At 48.4% G+C, this 24,348-nt stretch carries 20 protein-coding genes; 5 read left to right on the top strand and 15 right to left on the bottom strand.

Going from position 1 to position 24,348, the window contains the following annotated elements:
* The first annotated feature begins 122 nt into the window (after positions 1 to 122).
* A complete protein-coding gene (locus tag JYJ62_RS04650; protein ID WP_205341035.1) occupies positions 123 to 839 on the top strand; it encodes a tRNA-uridine aminocarboxypropyltransferase in 717 nt (238 codons plus the stop codon).
* 154 nt (positions 840 to 993) lie between these two features.
* Positions 994 to 1,869, top strand: a complete 876-nt coding sequence (locus JYJ62_RS04645; protein WP_205341034.1) for a DMT family transporter — start codon at positions 994 to 996, stop codon at positions 1,867 to 1,869.
* A gap of 6 nt (positions 1,870 to 1,875) precedes the next feature.
* On the opposite strand, the gene JYJ62_RS04640 is transcribed toward JYJ62_RS04645, so the two are convergent.
* The 9 genes from JYJ62_RS04640 to JYJ62_RS04600 form a co-directional block, all read right to left on the bottom strand.
* Positions 1,876 to 4,236: a response regulator gene (locus tag JYJ62_RS04640; protein WP_205341033.1), complete on the bottom strand. Its 2,361-nt coding sequence runs from the start codon at positions 4,234 to 4,236 to the stop codon at positions 1,876 to 1,878.
* 80 nt (positions 4,237 to 4,316) lie between these two features.
* On the bottom strand, positions 4,317 to 5,603 hold the full coding sequence (gene purD, locus JYJ62_RS04635) for a phosphoribosylamine--glycine ligase (RefSeq protein ID WP_205341032.1): 1,287 nt from the start codon (positions 5,601 to 5,603) through the stop codon (positions 4,317 to 4,319).
* Positions 5,604 to 5,627: 24 nt separating this feature from the next.
* A complete protein-coding gene (gene purH / locus JYJ62_RS04630; RefSeq protein ID WP_205341031.1) occupies positions 5,628 to 7,235 on the bottom strand; it encodes a bifunctional phosphoribosylaminoimidazolecarboxamide formyltransferase/IMP cyclohydrolase in 1,608 nt (535 codons plus the stop codon).
* Positions 7,236 to 7,301: 66 nt separating this feature from the next.
* Positions 7,302 to 7,559, bottom strand: a complete 258-nt coding sequence (gene fis, locus JYJ62_RS04625; protein WP_205341317.1) for a DNA-binding transcriptional regulator Fis — start codon at positions 7,557 to 7,559, stop codon at positions 7,302 to 7,304.
* 52 nt (positions 7,560 to 7,611) lie between these two features.
* Complete coding sequence (gene dusB / locus JYJ62_RS04620; RefSeq protein WP_205341030.1) at positions 7,612 to 8,610, bottom strand: tRNA dihydrouridine synthase DusB; 999 nt, start codon at positions 8,608 to 8,610, stop codon at positions 7,612 to 7,614.
* A 215-nt stretch (positions 8,611 to 8,825) separates the two neighbouring features.
* Positions 8,826 to 10,574 carry an EAL domain-containing protein gene (locus JYJ62_RS04615; protein WP_205341029.1) on the bottom strand — a complete coding sequence of 583 codons (1,749 nt, stop codon included), beginning with the start codon at positions 10,572 to 10,574 and terminating at the stop codon, positions 8,826 to 8,828.
* Between the two features lie 57 nt (positions 10,575 to 10,631).
* A complete protein-coding gene (locus JYJ62_RS04610; RefSeq protein WP_205341028.1) occupies positions 10,632 to 12,425 on the bottom strand; it encodes a molecular chaperone in 1,794 nt (597 codons plus the stop codon).
* A gap of 94 nt (positions 12,426 to 12,519) precedes the next feature.
* Positions 12,520 to 13,377 (bottom strand): archaetidylserine decarboxylase, encoded by an 858-nt coding sequence (gene asd / locus JYJ62_RS04605; protein WP_205341316.1) that lies wholly within the window; start codon positions 13,375 to 13,377, stop codon positions 12,520 to 12,522.
* Positions 13,378 to 13,529: 152 nt separating this feature from the next.
* Positions 13,530 to 15,059: an HDOD domain-containing protein gene (locus tag JYJ62_RS04600; protein ID WP_205341027.1), complete on the bottom strand. Its 1,530-nt coding sequence runs from the start codon at positions 15,057 to 15,059 to the stop codon at positions 13,530 to 13,532.
* Positions 15,060 to 15,168: 109 nt separating this feature from the next.
* Here JYJ62_RS04600 and motA point away from each other — a divergent pair, with 109 nt between their 5' ends.
* Entirely contained in the window at positions 15,169 to 16,020 is an 852-nt protein-coding gene (gene motA / locus JYJ62_RS04595; RefSeq protein ID WP_205341026.1) for a flagellar motor stator protein MotA, read from the top strand.
* A gap of 6 nt (positions 16,021 to 16,026) precedes the next feature.
* On the top strand, positions 16,027 to 17,004 hold the full coding sequence (gene motB / locus JYJ62_RS04590) for a flagellar motor protein MotB (protein WP_205341025.1): 978 nt from the start codon (positions 16,027 to 16,029) through the stop codon (positions 17,002 to 17,004).
* A gap of 50 nt (positions 17,005 to 17,054) precedes the next feature.
* On the opposite strand, the gene rsgA is transcribed toward motB, so the two are convergent.
* The 6 genes from rsgA to gatC form a co-directional block, all read right to left on the bottom strand.
* On the bottom strand, positions 17,055 to 18,086 hold the full coding sequence (rsgA, locus tag JYJ62_RS04585; RefSeq protein WP_205341024.1) for a small ribosomal subunit biogenesis GTPase RsgA: 1,032 nt from the start codon (positions 18,084 to 18,086) through the stop codon (positions 17,055 to 17,057).
* 62 nt (positions 18,087 to 18,148) lie between these two features.
* Complete coding sequence (locus tag JYJ62_RS04580) at positions 18,149 to 19,252, bottom strand: calcium/sodium antiporter (protein WP_205341023.1); 1,104 nt, start codon at positions 19,250 to 19,252, stop codon at positions 18,149 to 18,151.
* A gap of 82 nt (positions 19,253 to 19,334) precedes the next feature.
* Positions 19,335 to 19,697, bottom strand: coding sequence for a septal ring lytic transglycosylase RlpA family protein (locus tag JYJ62_RS04575; protein WP_205341022.1), 363 nt, complete (start codon positions 19,695 to 19,697; stop codon positions 19,335 to 19,337).
* 78 nt (positions 19,698 to 19,775) lie between these two features.
* Positions 19,776 to 21,221 carry an Asp-tRNA(Asn)/Glu-tRNA(Gln) amidotransferase subunit GatB gene (gatB, locus tag JYJ62_RS04570; protein WP_205341021.1) on the bottom strand — a complete coding sequence of 482 codons (1,446 nt, stop codon included), beginning with the start codon at positions 21,219 to 21,221 and terminating at the stop codon, positions 19,776 to 19,778.
* A gap of 11 nt (positions 21,222 to 21,232) precedes the next feature.
* A complete protein-coding gene (gene gatA, locus JYJ62_RS04565) occupies positions 21,233 to 22,684 on the bottom strand; it encodes an Asp-tRNA(Asn)/Glu-tRNA(Gln) amidotransferase subunit GatA (RefSeq protein ID WP_205341020.1) in 1,452 nt (483 codons plus the stop codon).
* A 13-nt stretch (positions 22,685 to 22,697) separates the two neighbouring features.
* Positions 22,698 to 22,985 carry an Asp-tRNA(Asn)/Glu-tRNA(Gln) amidotransferase subunit GatC gene (gene gatC, locus JYJ62_RS04560; RefSeq protein WP_205341019.1) on the bottom strand — a complete coding sequence of 96 codons (288 nt, stop codon included), beginning with the start codon at positions 22,983 to 22,985 and terminating at the stop codon, positions 22,698 to 22,700.
* A 223-nt stretch (positions 22,986 to 23,208) separates the two neighbouring features.
* Between gatC and JYJ62_RS04555 the strand changes: the two genes are divergently transcribed.
* Positions 23,209 to 24,246 carry a rod shape-determining protein gene (locus JYJ62_RS04555; protein ID WP_205341018.1) on the top strand — a complete coding sequence of 346 codons (1,038 nt, stop codon included), beginning with the start codon at positions 23,209 to 23,211 and terminating at the stop codon, positions 24,244 to 24,246.
* Positions 24,247 to 24,348 lie beyond the last annotated feature (102 nt).

The raw sequence follows: 24,348 nt of genomic DNA, 5'->3' as shown, positions 1-24,348 counted from the left end.
AGCATAAGGCGTCGCACTGACGTTCCATAGTTTTATCCGTTGCTGAATCAGACGCAGAGCCGGCAACAGACGGCAGACGACATCTGTTAAACTGCACCCTTTATTATTGTAGGTAGTTATCCATGCCACACGCCGTAGCGCGTTTGCGTCATCAACGCTTGGCACGCAGTGAAAAACCGTTTTTAGCTCGTGGTGCGTACTTAGTCCGTTGCCCGCGTTGTCGTGTGGGAGTTGAGTATTGCATGTGTGCTTGGCAGCCGAAGGTGAGCGCGCAGAGTGCGGTGTGTTTGCTGATGTACGATGCTGAGCCGCTGAAACCGACCAATACTGGCTGGCTGATTGCCGATGTAGTGCCGGATACTTTTGCTTTCAGTTGGTCGCGTACTGAAGTGAATGAAGCTATTTTAGCTGTATTAGCTGATCCGCAGTGGCAACCTTACTTAGTTTTTCCCGAAGAATATGTGCCGACTGAACGCGTAGTGCATGACGTACCGCATGCTGAACTCCAAGCGGCGGGCAAGCGCCCATTGTTTGTCGTGTTGGATGGCACTTGGACTGAAGCGCGTAAAATGTTTCGTAAATCTGCTTATCTTGCCGATTTGCCGGTACTGAGTTTGCAGCCTGACGATATCTCTCGTTATCGCTTGCGCCGTTCCACTCGTGAAGAGCATTTATGCACCGCTGAAGTGACTGCGCTGTGCTTACATTTGGCCGACGATACTTGCGCCGCTCTGGCGCTTGAGCAATGGTTTGCGCGCTTTAGTCGTCATTACCTCGCTGGACGCAAACCACCTTCAGTGGCTGAAAAAGAAGCCTTGCGCAATGGTACAGCCCTGTAAATTTTGCCAATCTAAGCCCCATCAAACCATGCATTGACTGAGACAGTGTGGACGACTCGTCCATACTGCCAAGCAGGTTACAAACAAAAATAGCTATACATTTTAAATTCTTTTTAGATATAGTTAGCAAGCTAACTAATTTAATGAAGGTGTCATGAGTACCACGAAAAAACCACTTTATGGTGTTCTTTTGATTCTTTGTGCAGGCTTACTCTTAGCCTCACACGATGGTGTATCGAAATATCTGACGCATACCTATCCGCTAATTATGGTCATTTGGATGCGTTATTTTGTGCAAACACTGGTCATGCTGTTGTTATTTTTACCACGCATGCGTTGGGCTATTGTGCGCACGCGGCGGCCTTGGTTACAGTTGTTGCGAGCCATCAGTTTGTTGAGTATCAGTGTGCTGTTTATCGGCGGCTTACGCTATATTCCCTTGGCTGAAGCCACTGCTGTGATGTTTCTAGCACCACTGATCGTCACTGTGCTGTCAGCGTTGTTATTGCACGAAAAAGTCAGCAAAGGTCAGTGGATTGCAGTCAGTGTTGGCTTTTTAGGCGTACTCTTTATTGTTCGCCCGAGAGGCGCATTATTTACCCCAGCAATTTTATTACCAGTATGTGCTTCATTTTGTTTTGCGGTTTATCAGCTGATTACGCGACGCTTATCCAGTACTGATCACGCAGTGACCAGTAATTTTTTATCAGGCTTATTTGGCACCGTTATACTCACAGCCTTACTTCCAGGTCACTATAGGTTAGACGTTGCGCATGTGGATTTGCTGTTTATGTTGCTGCTCGGCGTTTTGGCAATGACCGCGCATATGTTGCTGACCATGGCTTTAAAATATTCCACAGCAGCGACGTTAGCGCCCTTTACCTATGGGCAAATTATCTTTGCTGGGCTGGTGGGCTATCTAGCTTTTGCTACTCTGCCTGATGCGTGGTCGATGTTGGGGGTGCTTATTATCAGTTGTAGCGGTTTAGCCGTAGCGTATTTGCAACACCATGCACAGTCGCGCGTGTAGTTGTGCTTAGTTGTTATTTAAGATGGCTTGCAGTTTAGCCAGCTCAATAGGCTTGGCTAAGTGGCCGTCCATCCCCGACTGTTTAGCGCGCAACTGATGCTCTTCGAGCACATGCGCCGATAGTGCAATAATTGGTACTGCGGTTAAGCCATGCGCCGCTTCATACTCGCGATGTTTTCGTGCTGCAGTAAAGCCATCCATTACCGGCATTTCGCAATCCATCAGCACTAAATCGTAGTGATTCTTTTGCAGCATTTCTAAAGCGATGAGCCCGTTGACAGCGATATCAACACTGACACCTAGTTTGTTTAATAAGGCGCTGATGACTTTCACCGAGATCGCATTGTCTTCTACGACAAGCACGTGTTTATCGCTCACATGCTGAGGGCTATGGGGCGTCGTGCTGCTCTGTTGCAGCGCATTGATCAGTGTGGTTTTTAACGTGGAACCGCTGATAGGCTTCATCAGTACGTGGCTAATACCGGCATTACGTGCGGCAATATGATCGATATGACTGCTACTGGTCAGCATGATTAACGCTGTGTTTGCGCTAAGAAGCGGATCTTCTTTAATGCGTACAGCGAAATCGATAACGCTGGGTTTATGGATGGTTTCACTGATTAAAACAGCTGAGAAAAGCTGACCTTGAATGGCTTTATTGCGCAGTAAAGCCACCGCATCGACTGTTGAGGAGCGGGTGCTCACCACTAAACCCCATTCGCTGCATTGCTGCGCGAGGACTTTTTGCGAGAGCGTATTGCTGTCAATAATTAAGATGTTTTTTTGACGTAAGACGGTGTCCGCTTCTATGCGTGTGACTTGACTCTGCTGTGGGTTAAAGGGTGTGCTAAAAGTAAATAAGGTGCCTTTAAAACTGTTCTGAATCGTGAATGTACCGTCCATCAAGGTGACCAGCTGGCGCGCAATAATGATGCCGAGATTACCACCAATAAAAGAGGCGCTGAGTAAGTCTTTACTGTGCAGTTGTGCGGTGCTGAGAATATAACGTTCGTCATCACTTAAAGGGGTGCCGCTGTCTTCTATATTAAATATCAACTGCGCTCGCGGGCTTTGTTGATTGACTGTTACGCTAAGAATGACCTCGCCTTGATGAGTGCGTTGGAACGCACTTTTAAGAATACTGAGTAACACTTGTCGTAAACGCACGGGGTCGCCCAATAGGGTCTCGGGTATCTGCGGTTGTAAGAATACGCTGAACTCTACTTGCTGCTCATGAGCACTATTAGAAAAAGCTTGGTTACACTCTTGGAGTAAGCCAGCAAGATTAAACTGCGTATGTCCCAACACAATCTCGTTGGATTCTAAACGTGAAATATCTAATATTTCATTAATTAGACCGAGTAACTCATTACCGGAGCCTTGAATAGTTTGTGCGTAATCACGCTGCTTGCTAGAGAGCGGCGTGTCTAGCAGTAATGTCGTCATGCCCAGTACCCCGTTTAAAGGGGTACGTATTTCATGACTTATTTTTGCTAATAGTTCAGACTTGGCACGGCTTTCTGCCTCTTCAGCTGCAGACTGACGGGACAGGCGGCTGGTTTGGGCAATCTCGTAATGATGGTTTCTATTGACACCGATGCTCAGGATAACTGCGCTGATTGGCAGGCTAATCAAGGTAAATAGGGCAGTAGTGTCGACGGGTAAGAACGATTCATTGATAAAGGATGGCCAGACCGCAATCAGCGTTAGAAAGAAAATGCTTAGACCAATAAATAGCATGCGTGCCGGTGGGTAGTTGTTTTGCCACAGGTGCAGTGTGCTGCCGAGCAAAATAACTGCGGAGCTGATTAGCAGATAGAAGGTGAAGATATGCGCGTAGGAGGTGGACAGTATGAGTAAGCCAATACCACTTAAGCTGAGTAACCCTATATGACGAATAAGCTGCTTAGGTAATCGTTTAAACTGTGCGGATTGTGGTGTGCAGCTGAGGCAGAGTGCATGTAAAAAGAGTAGCCCTAGCACCACTGGAATATAGATAAAGTCATTGTTGCGGTGTAGGTAAAAACTGCTTTGTGGTGCCAGTATTTCGGCTAAAAAAAGCAAAAATATTAAAAAAAAGCTTAACGCTATACTCAGTAGAGCATTACCGTAGTAGCGCGTATAGATAAAACGTAAGAGGTTGTAAAGAACAATGCTGATCGTGCCACCCAGCAGCATACCGAGCAGTAGCGGATGAGCGGTATTTAAATTTAATTCAGTGAAAGATTGTTGAGTAAAAAAGCTTAAATGAGGAGCGTTCTCTACAGGAAACAGGAGGCCATAATAACGTGGCACGCTGATAAGCAAAAATAATGAGCCTAAAACTAGGCTCATTATTAAGGCGGCGGTTAAGCGTATAGGATTCACGTCAGTACTCAGCGCCTCTAGATAGCTAAACAAGCGCCCAGCATGCAGTCAGCAGCGGGACGCTTTAGTGTTGGTTTAGCTTACTGCTGTTCGCGCGCAATAGCACGGTAACCTATGTCTTTACGGTAAAAGCTACCTTCCCAGCTGATTTTTTCAGCCAGTTTGTAGGCGTTAGCTTGTGCTTCAGCGACTGTATTACCCAGCGCTGTAGCGCACAGTACACGCCCTCCAGTATTGATTATTTTACCGTCTTTCAGGCTGCTACCGGCATGGAATACTTTACCGTCGAGTTGTGCGGCGGCGTCTAAACCTTTGATCTCATGCCCCGCACTGTAATCGGCAGGATAGCCGCCTGATGCCAACACCACACCAAGGCTTGGACGTGGATCCCACTGTGCTTCAACTTTGTCTAAGGCCTTGGCCAATGCAGCTTCAATCAACAAGATTAAGCTAGACTCTAAGCGCAGTAGAATTGGCTGAGTTTCTGGGTCGCCAAAGCGGCAGTTGTACTCAATAATTTTTGGTGCGCCGTTTTTATCAATCATCAAACCAGCATACAAGAAACCGGTGTAGACGTTGCCTTCAGCCGCCATACCGCGCACGGTTGGGTAGATAATTTCTTCTAGCACACGCTGGTGTACCGCATCGGTCACTACTGGTGCAGGAGAATAAGCACCCATGCCGCCGGTGTTTGGGCCGGTATCGCCATCGCCAACACGTTTGTGGTCTTGGCTGGTGGCCATTGGTAGAACGTTTTCACCGTCGACCATGACAATAAAGCTGGCTTCTTCACCGTCCAGAAACTCTTCGATTACAACACGTGAACCGGCATCACCAAAGGCATTACCAGACAGCATATCAATCACCGCTGCCTCGGCTTCTGCCAAGGTCATAGCAACAATCACACCTTTACCTGCCGCTAAACCGTCGGCTTTAACTACGATTGGCGCGCCTTGCTCGCGCAAGTAGGCCAGAGCAGGCTCAACTTCAGTAAAGTTAGCGTAGTTACTGGTGGGGATATTGTGGCGTGCGAAGAAATCTTTAGTGAAGGCTTTTGAGCCTTCCAGCTGTGCTGCTGCGGCAGTTGGGCCGTAGATATCTAGATGACGCAGACGAAACGTATCGACAACGCCCGCTACTAAAGGGGCTTCAGGGCCAACAATAGTCAGCGCAACATTGTTTTGCTCAGCAAAATCGGCCAGCTGCTCAATCGCGAGGACATCAATGGCGATATTTTCGCATTTTGCTTCAGTGGCCGTGCCGGCGTTACCTGGGGCAATAAAGATTTTTTCAACACGTGGGTCTTGCGCGACTTTCCACGCCAAGGCGTGTTCGCGTCCACCATTACCGATAATTAAAATATTCATAGAAAACGGTCCTTAAAAGAGCAATTAATGACGGAAGTGACGCATGCCAGTAAACACCATAGCAATATCAGCTTCGTCAGCTGCAGCAATCACTTCAGCGTCACGCATTGAACCACCCGGTTGGATCACTGCACGAATACCGACTTTCGCAGCATTATCTAAACCATCACGGAAGGGAAAGAACGCATCAGAGGCCATCACTGCACCGGCCACTGCTAAGTTGGCTTGTTCAGCTTTAATCGCAGCAATACGCGCCGAGTTAACGCGGCTCATTTGGCCTGCGCCAACACCGATAGTTTGACGGTTTTTTGCATAGACGATGGCGTTGGATTTAACAAATTTGGCGACTTTCCAAGCAAAGATTAAATCGTGGATTTCTTGTTCAGTGGGTGCGCGACGGGTAACGACTTTTAGATCGTCAGCGGTGATCATTTGAATATCACGGCTCTGTACTAACAGGCCGCCATTGACACGCTTGTAATCCCAACTGGCGCTGCGCTCAGCTGGCCACTGGCCGCACTCTAATAAGCGCACATTGGCTTTGCTGGCAACGATATCGCGCGCTGCTTGGCTGATACTGGGGGCAATAATCACTTCAACAAACTGACGGTCAACAATAGCTTGTGCAGTCTCTGCATCCAGTTCGCGGTTAAAGGCGATAATACCGCCAAAGGCTGACTCGCTATCGGTGGCGTAGGCTAAATCGTAGGCCTTACGGATACCGCCTTCTGCGTCAGTCGCAACAGCAACACCGCACGGATTGGCATGCTTAACAATGACACAGGCCGGTTTGACAAAACTCTTTACGCACTCAAGTGCAGAGTCGGTATCAGCAACGTTATTAAACGACAGCTCTTTACCTTGCAGCTGTATAGCACTGGCAATGCTGGCCTCTTGTGGATTTGTTTCGGTATAAAACGCCGCGGTTTGGTGCGGGTTTTCACCGTAACGCATATCTTGCGCTTTAATAAACTGGCTATTAAAGGTATTTGGGAAGGCGTGGCGTTGTTCAGTGCTGAGAGTTTCAGCCGCTTGGTCAATAGTACCCAAGTAGTTGGCAATCATGCCGTCGTAGGCAGCTGTATGCTCAAACGCTTTCAGCGCGAGGTTAAAGCGTTGTGCGTAGCTTAAGCCGCCTTGCTTTAGGCCTTCAATAATAGTGTCGTAGTCGCTGCTGTTAACGACAATGGCGACGTCTTTATGATTCTTCGCCGCGCTGCGCACCATGGTCGGTCCGCCGATATCAATATTTTCAATGGCATCAGGCAAAGTACAACCCGCCTTAGCTACGGTTGCGGCAAAAGGGTAGAGGTTGACCGCCACTAAATCAATCGGCTTAATACCGTGCTCAGTCATGATAGCGGCGTCAATGTCACGACGGCCTAAAATACCACCATGGATTTTTGGGTGCAGAGTTTTCACTCGGCCATCCATCATTTCTGCAAAGCCGGTGTAATCGGCCACTTCAATCGCAGGAATAGCGTTATCTTTGAGTAATTTAAAGGTACCGCCTGTTGAGAGAATCTCCACGCCTAAGGCGTCTAGCGCTTGCGCGAATTCAACGATACCCGTTTTATCAGAGACACTGATCAGTGCGCGACGAATAGGCGTTTTTGAAGTGTGGTCAGTCATTAGGTTTCCTAGCTATAAACGGCAAGCTGCACAACGCCTCACAGATGAGGTGGGCAGGGTTATATTTTAAAGAAGGTTGTATTGCTTAAGTTTTTTACGCAGTGTACCTCGGTTTAACCCGAGCATTTCTGAAGCGCGTGTTTGATTGCCTTGCACATGCTGCATCACTGAGGCAAACAATGGTGCTTCAACTTCGCTTAATACTAAGTTGTAGACGTCATTGACATGCGCACCATCTAAATGTGCAAAGTAATCTTGCAAGGTTTTTTCAACACATGCACGTAGCGTCAGGTGTTCAGTGTTGTTGATGGTCGCAAGCGGCATAGTATGTTTTGTCACGGCAAATATCTCATAGCTGAACGTTTTATCATTAGGATCATGCAGCGTCTTTTAAGCCTAGTGAGCGAAGATAATTAAAGAACATTTGGATGTTGTCTTTTTGGGCGTCTTCGCAATCAAGCTGATTAAACGTTGTACGGAATTGTTGTGCCCCTGGTAGTGATATTAGATACCAGTGCGCGTGTTTTCTGGCGATACGCACACCCATTGGTTGACCATAGAACGCATGTAGGAGCTCAATGTGTTCAAGCAGAATCAATTCCAATGCATTTAAACTGATCGCTGGGAGTTGTTCGCCTGTGGTTAAGAAATGATTAATTTCCTGGAAAATCCAAGGTCTTCCTTGCGCCGCGCGACCAATCAATAAGCCATCTGCGCCGGTGTGGTCCAAGACCTGTCGTGCTTTTAATGGGCTAGTAATATCGCCGTTAGCAAATACAGGAATGGACACCGCATTCTTTATCAGGGCAATAGTATCGTATTCAGCATCACCATTGTAGCGATCTGCACGAGTGCGGCCATGTACCGCAAGCGCATTGATACCCGCTTGTTCGGCAATTTTAGCAATGGTTACCCCATTTCTATTGGCTTGATCCCAGCCCGTACGAATTTTCAAGGTGACTGGCACATCAACTGCCGCACGTACCGCACGCAGAATCTCAGCGACCAGTTGTTCGTCTTTAAGGAGTGCCGAGCCCGCCGCTTTATTACAGACTTTTTTCGCTGGGCAGCCCATATTGATATCGATAATATGCGCACCCAAGGCCACACACTGCTGCGCTGCATGCGCCAGCATCTTAGGGTCTGCGCCGGCAATTTGTACTGAACGTGGTTCTGGATCGCTATCGGTTAGTAAACGTAAACTGGATTTACGACTGGACCACAAGCGCGTATCACTGGTCAGCATCTCTGACACAGTAAGACCGGCACCGAAGCGGGCACATAATTGACGTTGTGGACGATCAGTGACGCCAGCCATCGGCGCTAGAATCAGGTTGTTAGCTAATGTGTAGGAACCAATACGAACCATCGACATGGACTTTCCAGCCTGCGCGCTGCTTAAAGGGGATGAGATAAGGTTGAAGCGCCTATGATACCTGCTCTAGCGCGCTGGATAAAGCAACATGCAGTGTGGGGTGATAAATGGGCGACTAAGGCCATACAAGCAAATAGTGCGAAGGGATAGATTGCTTATGTTTCTAGCGGGTAGAGCGCCCCGATAACAGTCGTGAGGCGTGAGCGATTAACGTTTCACTTCTCCTCTAAACAGAAGTTATAGCTCATGGTTTGACTGGGGCTTTGTAAGTAGTCGCCCTGAATATAGTTCACTCGTGCTTGCCAGAGCGTGGGTAAAACGCTGGCGCTGTTGATGCCAGATACAATGCTTTGTTTGCCGTGTGTATGCAGAGTGATGAGTAGGTCTTTCAGTGTTTGTTGTGCAACTATGCTGTCGAGCTTAGCGCTGAACGAGTCGTCAATTTTGACATAATCAAGCGCTATATGTTTCAGGGTATTAAAGGGGTTGGGTGCACAGCCAAATTGCTCTAAAGCGACTTGGCAGTGCAGCTGATGTAAGCCGTTGGTGAAGTGTTTGGCTTGTTTTAAGTGGCTGATAACATCGGTTTCTCGTAGCTGCAAAATAACAGTATGGGCGGGTAGGCGTGAAGCCTTAAGCGCTGCGCGCAACCAAGGCAGTATGTTTCTATCTTCTAAGCTGGCACTGGATAATGGAATAAATAAGCGAGTGAGCAAGCCTTGCTTATGCTGTTCTGTCAGCCGCTTTATCGCGTTTAGCAGCAGCCAGCGATCGATTGTTCCTGCTACGCCTGCGGATGCTGCGGCATGTAAACATTCAGCGGCTGGAACCTGTTGGCCGTGTGGACTGAGCAGCTGCCATTGCGCTTCATAGAGCTCATCTTGCTTCGCGTGTAAGCCGACAATGGGCTGGAAGAGCAATGTTAGGCTGTTCTGTGCTAGTGCTTGATGCAGCATTGCCACAATATCACCACGCTTGGCGGCAGCAGCCAGATCATCCGCTGGGTTATGGATTTTTAAAGCATTGCCTTGCGTGAGTTGATCGGCGCAATTTTGTGCTCGTTTTAATACCACGGATGCGTTGGCGGTTTGTTCACTGAGGAGTGCCACGCCAATACTCAAAGTGGTTTGCGTGGTCCGGCCATGGATCTCAAACAGCTGTGCTTCAACTGCTTGCATTAAGTTGAGCAGCTCGGTTTGACACAACTCAGCTGTGATGTCAGGGATTATCACGCAAAAGGCATTATCAGCAAAGCGCGCGATGTGTGAGTGAGTGCTGAGTTGTTGACGCAACAGCATGGCTAGATCAATGAAGAGTAAGTCGATACCGGTAATGCCGAGATCAGCTTGCAAGCTCAGGTAGTGATCAACTTTAAGATAGGCAAGACAGGCGGGCTGAGCTAGATTGATTGCGCGTTCGGCCGCTGCATCTAAGTGCTGTAAAAAGTGCTGGCGATTATAAAGACCGGTGACAATATCTTGATTGCTGATGTCACGAAGCTTTGCTGCCATTTCAGTGCTAGCAATGACGCGCTGTCGAGTTTTTCGTAGCGCTGTTTCTGCTGCACGTCGCTGGCGACGCTCGGCAAGGTGGGACAGTTCACGTTGTGTGACGAAGAGTAAGCGCTGCTCATCATCGTGGCAGACCGCGTCTTGGACACCGTACTGCAACGCAGCCGCTAGAGAGGTGGCGGAGTTATCTGGCATCAGTTGAATACGTACGAGATTATCAGCGAGATGCTGAGTACTCTGCTGAATCATTGCTGGCGTTAGATTGTTGCTGCTGTGAGCGGTTATGCATACATCCCATGAGCATTGCAGGACTGCATTGAGTGTATCCAACGAGGTGATTTGCTGTGCCTGTACAGCATGACCGGCGGCACGGAATAGTTCAGCGATACGCTCAGTGTTATCGGCTGAGTCATCGATAAGAAGCAGGCGAATAGGTTCTTTATTAGCGATCATAGCGAATATAACAGTGCGTCCTGCTCATTATTTAAGCTGAAATCAATGAGTCAGAATCTACAACGACTTCCAGAGTGAGTCAAAGTTTTCACCGCTACTTTGGCTTTTTTGTGTCGAAGGTGTGTCGATGTTCACAGGTTGAGGGGCTGCCAAGAGACGGAATTCAAATTGACTGATACTGCCGGTGTACATTACGCGCTTAGTGAGTACGGCTTTTAACTCTTTGCCGTGCTGATTAATAATAACCTTGTTACCTTCTTGAAAAGGAATGCGGGGGACAATCACGCTGGTTGGACGAGAGAGTGCTGGGATTTCTGGAACCAGTAACGCGCGCAGGAAGTGACTGGGCAGATCACCGCTACGTAGCAACTGTAAGCCGCAGGGTTGCGCATTGGGTGTCATCAGTTCGATACCCATTTGCGTAGAGGCTGTTCCTGCTTGGCGAATCCAGCGCACCACGGCAGTGGTCCAAGACTTTGCCATGGCTTCGCGCAAGGCAATAATTTCACCTGCTTGCAGGTGTGACGGAACATCGTCATTCCACGCTAAACAGTAGCCGCCTGGGCTATGGTTGACGATAGTCAATGAGTAGGTCGGGTATAACGCTTCGGATGTATCTAAGTCCTCATAATTCATGACTGCCATTGACACGGGCGTCACTTCATACTCAATTAGATCGGTTTGTAAGGGGTCTTGTTCAACCACCAGCTTAGCATCTGAAGCTTGGTTCCAAATGTCTGGTGTTCGGTTATCGGTGTTGTATTCGACCATTGACGCGGTTTGCAACTTTAGGTTTTTCTCAAAAGACTCTTGTCCCGCTAAATAGTAATGAACGGCACTCATGCCTAAGCACAACTGCAAGGCCCCTTGACTCGTGGTGCGCTGAAAATCACGTTTGGCAATATTTCCCCAAGCACTGCACAGCTGAGCAATTAATGTGCTGGACATGTTTTTAGGGACACGAATAAGATTCTTGCCTGTGAGAGTGTCAGGCGCTTGCTGGTAAGCAATCAGAGCCTCAGCCAGAGCTTGTGTATTAAAGCCTAAGCGCGTTGGGCTGTGGTCTTCGGCAATCAGCTCTTTATAGCGAGGCGGCGCATCACTGTTGAGGTCGACCACAAATAGACTGCTGGGTAGCGCGGCATTTTGTAGTGCTGACAGGTGACACCAGCTGGGTAGCGCTTGCGCTAAAGTCGCAATATCACTTTGTCGCATTTGATTGCTGCGTGAACAACTGATCAGCAAAGCACAGCTGTAAGCTGCTTCAATGCTTTGTTCTGCAATATTGGTTAGTAATGTCTCGCGAATCGGTTGTGTGTGTAGGTTATTTTGACGCGCCAGCCAATACACTTGATGCAACTCTAACCAAAAGAGCGGCGGCGCAGGATGATACAGCTGGTAAGTGCGCACCAAAGAAACAAACATACTGTGCATTGTGCGCTGTAAGGCTAAAGCTAAAACGAGACTGCGCTGCTGCAGACTGTCAGCAATAACTAATTTATAACCAATGGTTAAATGGTTTTGCAACGCTTGGCATAAGTTGGCTACTTTTTTTGGTCGCTCATCCAATATGATTGAGTTATTTAAAAAGTGCTTTTCCAGTTGCGAATTGATAAATATGACTTCTGGGCGCAATAGATCAAGCAGTTGAACGCGGTTTTCAGCGGATGTTTTGAAATTGTTAAGCTCAGTCAGCGCTTGATACAACAGTCGTGCAGTTTCACCAATATTGGCTTTGGGTAAGTCTTGGATCCACAGCTTTAGATCACGTACGGTTGGCTTACAAAAGGCCACATAGGTGCCTTCTGGTGTCGGTACTCGTAAACGTAATGTGGGGCTGTGTGTATCCATTAAACTGTCCTACTCAAGTTGTTTTTATAACTTAAGTTGTGTCGATATCAAGTGATGGCGGAATGCCATTAACTGTTCATTGTACATTGCTAAGCTATACTTCTACAGCAAGACATTGACCTACTTTTACAGCACTGGCTGCCTGTAAGCTACTGTCCCACACCACGTGATTGGCTCCAAATAAAACGATTGCAGTAGAACCCAGTTTAAAACGACCCAGTTCAGCACCTTTTCTAAGGGTGATAGGCTGTCTAGCTGCTTGGCTGTAGTCGTAGCTGCGCATATTGCGTAGTGGTGGGGTGATTAAGCCGGCCCATACTGTTTCAATGCTGGCGACAATCATCGCCCCGACTAAGACGACTGCCATCGGACCCTGCTCGGTATCAAAGATACAAGCAACTCGCTCATTGCGTGCAAACAGCTCTGGGACATGCTCGGCAGTAGTGGTGTTAACTGAAAATAAACGTCCAGGAATGTAGACCATTTCACGTAAAATTCCGGTCAGTGGCATATGCACACGGTGGTAATCTTTCGGTGATAAATAGACGGTTGAGAAACTACCTCCCATAAAAGGTGCGGCACGATCAGCATCACCTCCCAGTAATTCTAATAAACTGAAACTGTGTCCTTTGGCTTGGAAAATACGGCCATGTTCAATCGTACCCAGCTGGCTAATAGCACCATCGGCTGGACTAACGACCACTTTTGCATTGTCATCAATAGGGCGCGCGTCTGCTTTAAGTGCGCGGGTAAAAAAGTCATTAAAGTGACGATAAGCGCTGGGGTCTTCAAGCTGTGCTTCGCTCATATCAACATGGTAACGTTTGATAAACCATGCAATCAGGCGGTTTTTAAACCAAGGTGTTTGGCATTCAGCGAGGCAGCCAATCAGTCGTGACAGCGTATGGTGAGGCAATACATATTGCATGAAAATAAATAGACGCTGTTTGATGTCCATGTAGCGGGCCCTTTAGCTTTTGTTGGCAGAATAGTGCGAGGTACGATAAGTGTAGCGAAGATTACACCATAACTGATACATACTAGTCAGTTATGCGGATGATTGCACGATACACATACGCTCAGCGGTTATTCGCGATGGTCGTGTCAATGTTTCGGCGCACTGAAAATTAGCAGGGCACGCTCAATGCATTCTAGCGTTTTTTTAAAACTCTGAATGGCCAATGGATGTAATTGCGTGGCAGATTGATCGGCAGCGATCAGCATCACTACTCTGTGGCTGTTCGACACAGAGGCAATAATCCACTCTGTGTTATGAAAGATTCGCGTCAGTTCGATAGGTAAGTGAGGTTTGATTCGCGTGGTATTGGCGTCGCTGAGAACCAGGTGTGTGGGCTGCTTCAGCAAATGCTCGATGATTGGATTAGCAGTGAGAGTAAAAGACTGCGGTAGGGCATCAGCTTGAATACCTTGGAGAAGACTCACTTGTGCATGTTCGGCCTGTTTATCGAGCATTATTAGACAGATTCTTTGCATGCCGCAGGCCTGTAAAGCAAGACTGATGCGTTGTGTGAGCTGCAGGGTGTTGCTAAAAGGCGAAGGTGAGCGCAGTAGTTCTGCGCAATGTAAACGCCATTGGCTTAGGTTGTCACTGTTTGGCGCAGGCGCACTAGATTTGATCTGAAGAGGGCGTAAACGCTGAGTTTCCCATGGCCAGAGTAAGGCTTGTGCAGGGTGCCATAGGTCACGTTGAGTCTGCAAATGAGCATGCTTAACTGCAAGTTGATGGATGTTTTGCTGTACCTCGCTCAGCTCTTGCTTTAAATACAGACTAATCAGACGTTGCCAGCGTAAACATTGCTCACTGCCCCATGAGTTATGCGCCGCCATGACTAAACCGCAAGTGAAAACGAGAGTGTTGGCCGGGCGGTTGAGCCAGTTACTGAGCATGGGCAGTTGATCGAGTTTTTGTTGCTGCAGCAAAGGCTGATCGGTTTGCCGTGCAATATATAGCGCTGAGACCAGCTGTTGAGGATTGTCATTGAGTAAGCGGTAGCCTTCAATAATCCACTGCGGCAGTTTCCAGTGCTCAGCTAAGCCGAGGCAAAGCGCCGTTAGAGGCATGCCGATCAGCTCGCGTTCAACGGCAGCGGCAGGTTCATTCTCACCTAAAACACGACGCTCCCACTCGGTAAAAAGCTCAGGGTAGCGGGTCAGTAAAGGCCAAGCCGGTGATAAAAATAACAGGCTGCCCCAATGTATTTCTTGCCATAAGCGCGCCATTCGCGTGCTAAATAAACCGGTGGCTTGAATATTTAAGTGTTGGCCAATCAGCCATATTTGTCGCAGCGCAAAAGGGATATCTATCTCTTGATCGTCAATCAAACTTTTGAGCAGTGTGCCGCAGCGTTGTAAACCTAGACGCGATAGTGCGTTTTCAAGTGTTTGTACGGGTTCAGCAATAGAGCTGTGTCCGCGATTGGCTTCGCGCAGAATAATAAATGCGATGGTGGGGGCTTGACTGATCACTTGGGCAATATCGCGCAACGAATGACTCGGGCTTTGCAATGCCTGCAAAGCCCGTTCGCGTTGTTCTCGATAGACCGGCAGCCGGGTGTTATCCAGTAGCTTGATCCATTCAGCTAATGTTTTACTTTGAGGTAGTATATTTGACATATATTCAGTCTCTAGACTGTGCCCCAGCAGCGATTGATGGCAACATAGTAACCAATATTTAGCAAGGCTGTTATCCTTTACGCGATTCGGAGTTGGTGCGACTTATTTTATGGTAAAGATCATTGGAATTATCGTCGTTTTGGCGAGTGTGCTAGGTGGGTTTCTCTTATCTGGCGGTAAAATAGCGGCCATTATTCAGCCTTTTGAATTATTAATTATTGGTGGTGCGGCATTGGGTGCTTTTTTACAAGCCAACCCAGGCAGCACATTTGTCCAAGTGTTGAAAAAATCACTGAGCATGTTCGGTACGCGCTTTACTAAGACGCTGTACCTTGATGTGTTGAAAATGTTGTATGAAGTGCTGAATAAAAGTCGACGTGAAGGGATGATGGCGATTGAAGCTGATATTGAAGACCCTGCGGCCAGTCCCATCTTCAGTAAATATCCGGCTTTATTAAAAGATGCACGTATGACCGAGTTTGTGTGCGACTACTTGCGCATTATGACCACCGGTAATATGGCCCCGCATGAGTTTGAGGGCCTGTTTGATATGGAACTGACCAGTTTAAAAGAAGACCTTGATCATCCAGGGCACGCCGTGACCAGTGTTGCAGACGGTTTGCCAGGTTTTGGTATTGTTGCTGCAGTACTGGGTATTGTAGTGACCATGGCGATGCTTGGTGAAGCTGAACAAGCAGCACTCGGTCAACACGTGGGAGCCGCTCTGGTAGGAACCTTCTTAGGTATTTTAGCGGCGTATGGTTTTTTTGGTCCGTTAGCCACGAGTTTGAGCCATGATGCTAAAGAAGAACTGAATTTGTATGAAGCGATCAAGGCGACTTTGGTGGCCTCTGCGTCGGGTATGCCGCCAAGTTTAGCGGTTGAATTTGGCCGTAAGGTTTTATATAGCGCGCATCGACCAACATTTGTTGAGTTGGAGCAAGCTGTGCGAGGCGGCTAACCCAGCATGGATACCAATCAGCCGATTATCGTTAAACGCGTTAAAAAAATTGCTGCGGGCCATCACGGTGGCGCGTGGAAAATTGCTTTTGCTGATTTTGCCGTGGCGATGATGGCGTTTTTCTTGGTGATGTGGCTGATGTCATCGACCACACCTGAGCAGAAAAAAGCTATTTCTGGTTATTTTCAAGATCCGATAGGCTTTTCGGAAAGTGCCAGTCCCTACGTGATTGATTTGGGCGGCACGCCAACACCCGCGCCAGATAAAACCTTGAATCCAGACATTGCTGAGCCAGCGCTGATTGAGCCGCAGGAGTTGAGCGAGCAGCAGGCTGAACAACTGTATGAGCAATTAGAGCGTGAGCGCTTAGATATTCTGTTGCTTGAGTTGCAGCGCAAAATTAATGAAAATATAGAGCTACAGCCTTATAAAGAGCAGATTTTAATGGATGTCTCACGGGATGGTTTGCGCATCCAAATTACTGATGCAGCGAATCGGCCGATGTTTGATTTAGGCAGCCCACGTTTGCAGCCTTATTTTGAAGATATCCTGTATTTAATGGCTGATACCATCCGTGCTGTGCCGAATAAAATCAGCATTGGCGGACATACTGATGCCAAACCTTATGCTGGTGATAGCGGTTTTGGCAACTGGGATCTGTCTGCCAGTCGCGCCAATGCTGCGCGCCGTGCGTTACGCTCAGGCGGGTTAGCCGATGATAAAGTGGCGCGGGTCGCAGGTTACGCCTCGTCGGCACTCTTCGATCGTGCTGATCCATACAGTCCCAGTAATCGCCGGATCGATATTTTAGTGCTGACTAAGCGCGCCCAGCAGGCCATTGCCGGTGAGAAAGATGAGGCGCCGTCAACGCCTGCTCAGCAGGGCTCTGCCAACCCAGAAACGCATCGCGCAGACAAGCCGCTGCGTGAGCAGATTAATGTGTTTGAAAAGGGTGTTCTACAGTTTGATGATGTCAAAAACTAATCTGTATGCGCTGCTCTGGTTCTGATTGTTGAGCAAGAGCAGCGTGTTTGTTAGTACTGCTCTGTACTGATTCCGCTAATAATATGTTTAAAACTGGCTAAACGTTGCTGGCTAATCTTACCGGCTTCAACTGCGGCTAATAACGCACAACCTGGTTCGTGTTCATGGCTACAGTTACGAAAGCGACACTGGCCCAAGTGTTCTTGAAACTCAATAAAACCTGCTTCGACATCGGTCACGCTAACATGGCCTAAGCCGAACTCACGAATACCGGGTGAGTCAATCAGTTCGCCGCCAGCGGGGAAGTGAAATAAGCGTGCCGTGGTTGTAGTGTGTGTCCCTTTACCGGTCAGTGCTGAGAGCGGACCTACGCGCGTGTCAGTATCAGGCAGTAAGCGGTTTACCAGTGATGATTTACCCACTCCTGATTGACCAACAAAGACGCTAACCTGATTATTTAGTTGTGCTTGTAACTGCTCTAAACCATCACCTGAATAGGCTGATACTTCAAGCAGTGGGTAGCCAAGAGTGTGATAGGTGCTAAGTAGACTGTGTGCTCTAGAGCTACCGCTGGGATCGAGTAAGTCTGACTTATTCAACAGCAGTAGCGGTTTAATCCCGGCATGTTCTGCGGCAATAATATAACGGTCAATTAAATTGGCATGCGGCTCTGGCAAGGGTGCGAAAACAATCACAATCAGGTCAACGTTGGCTGCCACCGGCTTGAGTTGCCCGCGTGAGTCAGGACGGCGTAATTCACTGTGGCGCGGCAATTGCGCAACAATTACGCCTAACCCTTGGTTGCCCGGACGCCACACGACGCGATCACCGGTCACTAGAGCGGGTAAGTTAGCACGCAGATAACAGCGGTAGGTTTGTCCGGCCAATTCGGCTGACTCGGCTTCCACTTCAACTTGCACGCCAAAGTGGGCAATCACTAGGCCGTGCTGCTCGGTACCTAAGTCGCCACCTTCCAGCTCCTCAAGGGTGCGCTCTTCACGCTTGGCAGCGCGGGCAAGGCGTTCGTCTTGAATCTTATTGATGCGCCAGCCTTGGCGGCGATTTAATGTACGTTTGGCCATATAGAACTCATTGTGTAAAGGCGCTTAATAAAGCGCACTGAATGCTCAGTAGCGCTCTGGATTTATTTTTCTAGAGGTGAACCACGCTGAATACGCCAAGCGCGTGCGGCAATCACAAACAACGTAATAGCGGTTAACGGTACCACATAGCCGATGATTGCATCGGCAAAAGTGTTGGCAAACGACTCGCCATTACTTTGCATAATGAGGTAGGCGGTATAGGCAATGTAATAGCCTAAAAATAACGCACCTTCCCAGCGGTTGATGCTATAGCCAGCAAAGAAAATGGGTAAACAGGCAATCAGTACAGCCATCATCACCGGAAAATCAAAGTGTATAGCGTTTTGGGCGACAGCAATATTTTCTGGTGAGACTAAGCCTGCCAAGCCCAATACTGCCAATAAATTAAATAAGTTACTGCCGATAATATTACCAACCGCAATATCACGCTCACCTTTCCATGCAGCAATCAGTGAGGTGGCCAATTCAGGTAGAGAGGTGCCGACTGCAATAATAGTCAGACCGATCACTAACTCGGATAAGCCGAGGGCTTGCGCTAAGCTGACGGCACCGCTGACCAGTAGGTTGGAGCCCACGACCAGCAGTACTAATCCAGCCAAGATATAGCCAGCATTAATCCATGGGGCTAAACGGTGCGGGTTAATCTCTGCGCTGTACTCATCATCTCCTGCAGTGACTTGACCGGGTTTCCAAGCTTTTAAGCTGCTGATAATTAAGTAACTGGTGTAGGCGATAATACAGGCAAATAAAATCAAACCATCGAGACGGCTGTAACTACCATCCATGGCTAAAAACCACGCTAAAAAACCCGCCGCAATCATTAATGGTACATCGAGGCGCACCAGTTGGCGCGACACCAGTAACGGTGTAATCAAGGCGGATAAACCTAAAATAAACAGCACATTAAAAATATTACTGCCGATGACATTACCGATCGCAATATCACCTTGACCTGCAAAGGCGGACTGAGTGCTGACCGCCATTTCTGGCGCGCTGGTACCGAAGGCAACAACGGTTAGGCCAATAATTAACGGTGAAATACCAAAGCGCGCGGCTAAACGTGCTGCGCCGCGCACCAGCACTTCTGCGCCGATGACCAGCAGAATAAAACCGCCAATAAGATAAATAAACATTTCGATCGACATTAGAATGGCTCCGGCTCTGTGCGTAATGCGCGCTAGATTAGCAGGTTGTGCTACGACGGTGATGCTCTTTTCAGGGAAATTATTAACGCAGTATTTGCAGGCGTACAGGGGCCACGCCACTGCTGATCATATCGATCTTTTGTGCGGCGGCGCGAGATAAGTCAATGCTACGACCTTTACTGTAAGGGCCGCGGTCATTGATGCGTACCGTGACACTTTTGTTGTTGAGGGTGTTGGTGACTTTGACTTGGGTGCCAAAGGCTAAGGTGCGGTGCGCGCCAGTCAATGCGTTCTGGTTAAAATACTCGCCACTGGCGGTTTTTTTGCCGTGGTGTTTTGCGCCATACCATGACGCTTTACCGCTGATCGCAGCATCTTGATGAGTGCCTTGTGATGAGCAAGCGCTTAATAATAGTAGCGCGGAAAATAGTAGATAGGCTCGCATAAATACACTCCTTGAACAGTGCACGGTGGGTGCAATCTACAGCTGGCGGTTGAAGGCCAGCTGTAATGCAGTCACAGGTTACTGATCAAGTTTTTGCTTGAGTAACTCGTTAACTTGTTGCGGGTTAGCTTTGCCTTTTGACGCGCGCATCGCTTGACCAACAAAGAAGCCAAACATTTTGCCACGCTTGTTTTCATCGCTGACGCGGTACTGTTCAACTTGCTCAGCGTTGGCTGCCAGTACTTCATCGAGCATCGCTTCAATCGCGCCGCTGTCTGTGACTTGCTTAAGGCCGCGTTGTTCAATAATTTGATCCGCATCGCCTTCGCCAGCTGCCATTGCTTCAAAGACCATCTTCGCGATTTTGCCGGAAATGGTGTTGTCTTTAATGCGCAGTAGCATGCCACCTAGGTGTTCAGCGCTAACTGGCGATTGGCTGATATCGAGATTTTCTTTATTAAGTAAGCTCGAGAGCTCGCCCATGACCCAGTTGGTCGCTAATTTAGCGTCCTGACAGATCTTCTCTACCACTTCAAAGTAGTCGGCCATTTCACGACTGGCGGATAACACGCTGGCATCGTAGGTCGACAAGCCAAAGGCTGCCTCAAAACGCTCACGCTTTTGCGTGGGCAGCTCAGGCAGCTGAGTGCGCAGGTTTTCCAGCATGTCGCGAGGGATATGCACGGGTAATAAATCTGGGCAAGGGAAGTAACGGTAATCGTTGGCTTCTTCTTTACTGCGCATCGAGCGCGTTTCGTCTTTGTTGGGATCGTAGAGACGGGTTTCTTGAGTGACTTTGCCGCCGTCTTCAATCAATTCAATTTGACGTTGAATTTCATGATTGATCGAACGCTCAATAAAGCGAAATGAGTTAACGTTTTTAATTTCAGTACGGGTGCCCAGTGTGGTTTGACCTTTAGGGCGTACCGACACGTTACAGTCGCAGCGGAATGAGCCTTCAGCCATGTTGCCGTCACAGATATTTAAGTAACGCACTAAGGTGTGAATGGCTTTAGCGTAAGCCACTGCTTCTTTAGCGTTGCTTAACTCTGGCTCAGAGACGATTTCCAGTAGCGGTGTGCCAGCACGGTTTAAGTCAATCCCAGTCATGCCGCTAAAGTCTTCGTGCAAGCTTTTTCCTGCATCTTCTTCAAGGTGCGCACGAGTAATGCCAACACGTTTGATGCTGCCATCTTCGAGCGCGATATCCAGGTGGCCAAGGCCAACAATTGGATCATCCATTTGGCTGGTTTGGTAGCCTTTTGGCAAGTCAGGGTAGAAGTAGTTTTTACGGGCGAAGATGTTGTGTTCAGCGATATGAGCATCGACCGCTAAACCAAACATGCAGGCCATGCGCACGGCTTCTTCGTTGAGCACTGGTAAAGTGCCAGGCATCGCCAAGTCAATTAAGCTGGCCTGAGTATTGGGTTCGGCACCGAAAGTGGTGGAGCTACCCGAGAAAATCTTAGTGTTAGTTGCGAGCTGTGCGTGGATTTCCAGCCCGATCACGGTTTCCCATTGCATGTGAGTCGTCCTCAGAATCCGGCTGGCGTACGAGCGTGCCAATCAGTATGTTGTTGAAATTGATGTGCAACTTGCAGTAAACGTGCTTCTTGGAAGTACGGAGCGAGCAGTTGTACGCCGACTGGTAGACCATCGATCATGCCCGCGGGCATTGATAGGCCAGGAATGCCAGCAAGGTTAGCTGGCACGGTATAAATATCTTCTAAATACGCCGCGACAGGGTCGTTGACCTTACTGCCCAGCTGCCAAGGCAGGTTGGGCGTGGTTGGGCCGAGAATCAGGTCGACATTTTTAAAGGCACTGTCAAAATCATTTTTGATTAAGCGACGAATTTTTTGTGCTTTTAAATAGTAAGCATCGTAGTAACCGGTCGATAGCGCATAGGTACCAATCATAATGCGACGCTTGACTTCTTCGCCAAAGGCTTCATTGCGCGAACGCAAGTACAGGTCTTCAAGATCCTTTGGATCTTCGCAGCGATAGCCGTAACGTACGCCATCAAAGCGCGCTAAGTTGGTCGAGGCTTCAGCTGAAGCAATGACATAGTAGGCCGGTACTGCATGTGGCAAGCTAGGGAGGCTGATATCAACAAAAGTGGCGCCGAGCTGCTTGAGCTGGTCGATCGCGGTGTGGACCACGTCACCAATGCGACTGTCGAGACGGCTGTCGAAATATTCTTGCGGGAGGCCGACGCGTAAGCCTTTAAGAGGTTGGCTTAAAGCTTCGACGTAATTGTCAACGGGCTGTTGTGCGCTGGTTGAGTCGCGCTCATCAAAGCCTGCGGTCGCTTGTAGCAACATCGCACAGTCTTCAGCGGTGTGCGCTAAAAACCCAGCTTGGTCAAAACTTGAGGCATAAGCGGTCATGCCCCAGCGTGAGATACGGCCGTAGGTTGGCTTAATTCCGGTCAGGCCAGTAAAGGCTGCTGGCTGACGAATCGAGCCGCCACTGTCACTGCCGGTGCTCGCCGGCACTAAACGTGCAGCCACAGCAACGGCGCTACCGCTGGACGAGCCGCCGGGCACACGTGAGGTGTCCCAAGGGTTCTTGCTGGCGCCATAGAAACTGGTTTCGCCAGATGAACCCATGGCAAACTCGTCCATATTGAGTTTACCTAAACTGATACAGCCCGCTTTGTTGAGATTATCAACCACTGCTGCAGTGTAAGGTGCAACAAAATTATCCAACATTTTTGAGGCGCAGCTGGTACGAACCCCTTCAGTACAAAATAAATCTTTGTGAGCGAGCGGCACACCGAGTAATGGCGCACTGATGCCGGTACTGCGTAATTCATCAGCCGCTTCAGCTTGCTGTAAAGCAGAGTCTTTGCTTAGAGTAATAAAACTATTGAGTTGCGGATCGAGTTGCTCGATGCGTGTCAATAAATGACTGGTCAGCTCGCGTACGGAAAACTGCTTAGCAGCCAGCGCTTTCGAGATATTAGCTAAGGTAAGTTGATGCATGACAAATGAGTCCTTAATCGATGACTTTGGGTACCAGGTATAAGCCGTTTTCTACCGCAGGAGCGAGGGCTTGGTAGTCATCGCGGTGATTGCTTTCAGTGACTGTGTCTGGACGTAAGCGTTGGCTGGCTTCGAGTGGATTGGCCAGTGGCGCAATGCCGTCAGTATTAACCGCTTGCATGGCATTGATCATGTCGAGGACGGCATTTAAGGATGCAGTGCTGCTGCCTATTTGTGCATCATTCAAGCCCAGTCGCGCCAGGTGAGCCAGTTTTTCCACGTCGCAGCGTTCAAGTGCCATGTGAGGATCTCCTACTTAAAAAAGTGTAACGGTCATTTATCCCGCAAAGATTGAACAATCAATTGATCGCGTAATCTATAGGTTTGTAAAAAAACATATTAAAGCTAAGAAAGTGCTAATCTATCACAGTGCGTACCTTGCTCAAAAGGACGATGGTTGTTAGAGTTTCCTAATATTTTTTAATCAGCGTTTCAAATGCGCGTTACCTAGGGTTATTCATCCCATGTTCAAGAAATTACGCGGCATGTTTTCCAGTGACTTATCCATCGACTTGGGGACTGCCAATACCCTTATTTATGTACGCGATCGCGGTATTGTATTAGATGAGCCATCAGTTGTTGCGATCCGTACACGAGGCAACCAAAAAAGTGTGGTTGCTGTTGGTACTGATGCGAAACGTATGCTTGGTCGTACGCCTGGGAATATTTGTGCAATTCGTCCGATGAAAGACGGCGTGATTGCCGACTTTAGTGTCTGTGAAAAAATGCTGCAGTACTTTATTAATAAAGTACATGAGAACAGTTTTTTGCAACCCAGCCCACGGGTACTTATTTGCGTACCATGTAAATCCACCCAGGTCGAGCGTCGTGCTATTCGAGAGTCGGCGTTGGGTGCTGGCGCCCGTGAAGTCTTTTTAATTGAAGAGCCAATGGCTGCTGCGATCGGTGCCGGTTTACCGGTTGATGAAGCACGTGGTTCAATGGTGGTCGATATTGGTGGTGGTACCACTGAAATTGCTTTGATCTCACTCAATGGAGTGGTCTACGCCGAGTCGGTTCGTGTGGGCGGTGACCGTTTTGATGAAGCGATTATTACCTATGTACGCCGCAACTATGGCAGCTTGATTGGTGAGTCAACGGCGGAACGCATTAAGCAAGAAATTGGTGCAGCCTTCCCAGGTGGCGAGCTGTTAGAGTTTGATGTGCGCGGTCGTAACTTAGCTGAAGGTATTCCACGCAGCTTTACCTTAAACTCTGATGAAGTGTTAGAGGCATTGCAGGAATCTTTAGCGGCGATTGTACAAGCGGTTAAAAGTGCGTTGGAGCAGTCTCCTCCTGAGTTGGCATCAGATATTGCTGAGCGCGGTTTAGTGTTAACCGGTGGTGGCGCTTTGCTGCGTGATATGGATAAATTGCTGGCGCAAGAAACGGGCTTGCCAGTGATTGTTGCTGAGAATCCAAAGAACTGTGTCGCGCTGGGTGGTGGTCGTGCTTTAGAAATGATGGATAGCAACTCAATGGATTTGCTGTCGACTGAATAAGCGCCAAAAATCCTCTAAGAATTTTGCTCTGTGCTTATCGTTCATCTTAACTGTGGATAGCTTTATACTGCTCCACAGTTAAGTCGCCGAGGATGCGTCATT

This window comes from Denitrificimonas caeni, assembly GCF_905120345.1.
Classification (GTDB): Bacteria; Pseudomonadota; Gammaproteobacteria; order Pseudomonadales; family Pseudomonadaceae; genus Denitrificimonas; species Denitrificimonas caeni_A.
The sequence above is the reverse complement of the archived record's forward strand: the minus strand, read 5'-3'. Positions and strand labels throughout refer to the sequence as shown.

Bases quoted from the DNA above. Each gene is read 5' to 3' on its own strand.
- JYJ62_RS04650 (WP_205341035.1), top strand. From the start codon at position 123: ATGCCACACGCCGTAGCGCGTTTGCGTCATCAACGCTTGGCACGCAGT.
- JYJ62_RS04645 (WP_205341034.1), top strand. From the start codon at position 994: ATGAGTACCACGAAAAAACCACTTTATGGTGTTCTTTTGATTCTTTGT.
- purD (WP_205341032.1), bottom strand. From the start codon at position 5,603: ATGAATATTTTAATTATCGGTAATGGTGGACGCGAACACGCCTTGGCG.
- purH (WP_205341031.1), bottom strand. From the start codon at position 7,235: ATGACTGACCACACTTCAAAAACGCCTATTCGTCGCGCACTGATCAGT.
- fis (WP_205341317.1), bottom strand. From the start codon at position 7,559: ATGCCGCTTGCGACCATCAACAACACTGAACACCTGACGCTACGTGCA.
- dusB (WP_205341030.1), bottom strand. From the start codon at position 8,610: ATGTCGATGGTTCGTATTGGTTCCTACACATTAGCTAACAACCTGATT.
- JYJ62_RS04615 (WP_205341029.1), bottom strand. From the start codon at position 10,574: ATGATCGCTAATAAAGAACCTATTCGCCTGCTTCTTATCGATGACTCA.
- JYJ62_RS04610 (WP_205341028.1), bottom strand. From the start codon at position 12,425: ATGGATACACACAGCCCCACATTACGTTTACGAGTACCGACACCAGAA.
- JYJ62_RS04600 (WP_205341027.1), bottom strand. From the start codon at position 15,059: ATGTCAAATATACTACCTCAAAGTAAAACATTAGCTGAATGGATCAAG.
- motA (WP_205341026.1), top strand. From the start codon at position 15,169: ATGGTAAAGATCATTGGAATTATCGTCGTTTTGGCGAGTGTGCTAGGT.
- motB (WP_205341025.1), top strand. From the start codon at position 16,027: ATGGATACCAATCAGCCGATTATCGTTAAACGCGTTAAAAAAATTGCT.
- rsgA (WP_205341024.1), bottom strand. From the start codon at position 18,086: ATGGCCAAACGTACATTAAATCGCCGCCAAGGCTGGCGCATCAATAAG.
- JYJ62_RS04580 (WP_205341023.1), bottom strand. From the start codon at position 19,252: ATGTCGATCGAAATGTTTATTTATCTTATTGGCGGTTTTATTCTGCTG.
- JYJ62_RS04575 (WP_205341022.1), bottom strand. From the start codon at position 19,697: ATGCGAGCCTATCTACTATTTTCCGCGCTACTATTATTAAGCGCTTGC.
- gatB (WP_205341021.1), bottom strand. From the start codon at position 21,221: ATGCAATGGGAAACCGTGATCGGGCTGGAAATCCACGCACAGCTCGCA.
- gatA (WP_205341020.1), bottom strand. From the start codon at position 22,684: ATGCATCAACTTACCTTAGCTAATATCTCGAAAGCGCTGGCTGCTAAG.
- gatC (WP_205341019.1), bottom strand. From the start codon at position 22,985: ATGGCACTTGAACGCTGCGACGTGGAAAAACTGGCTCACCTGGCGCGA.
- JYJ62_RS04555 (WP_205341018.1), top strand. From the start codon at position 23,209: ATGTTCAAGAAATTACGCGGCATGTTTTCCAGTGACTTATCCATCGAC.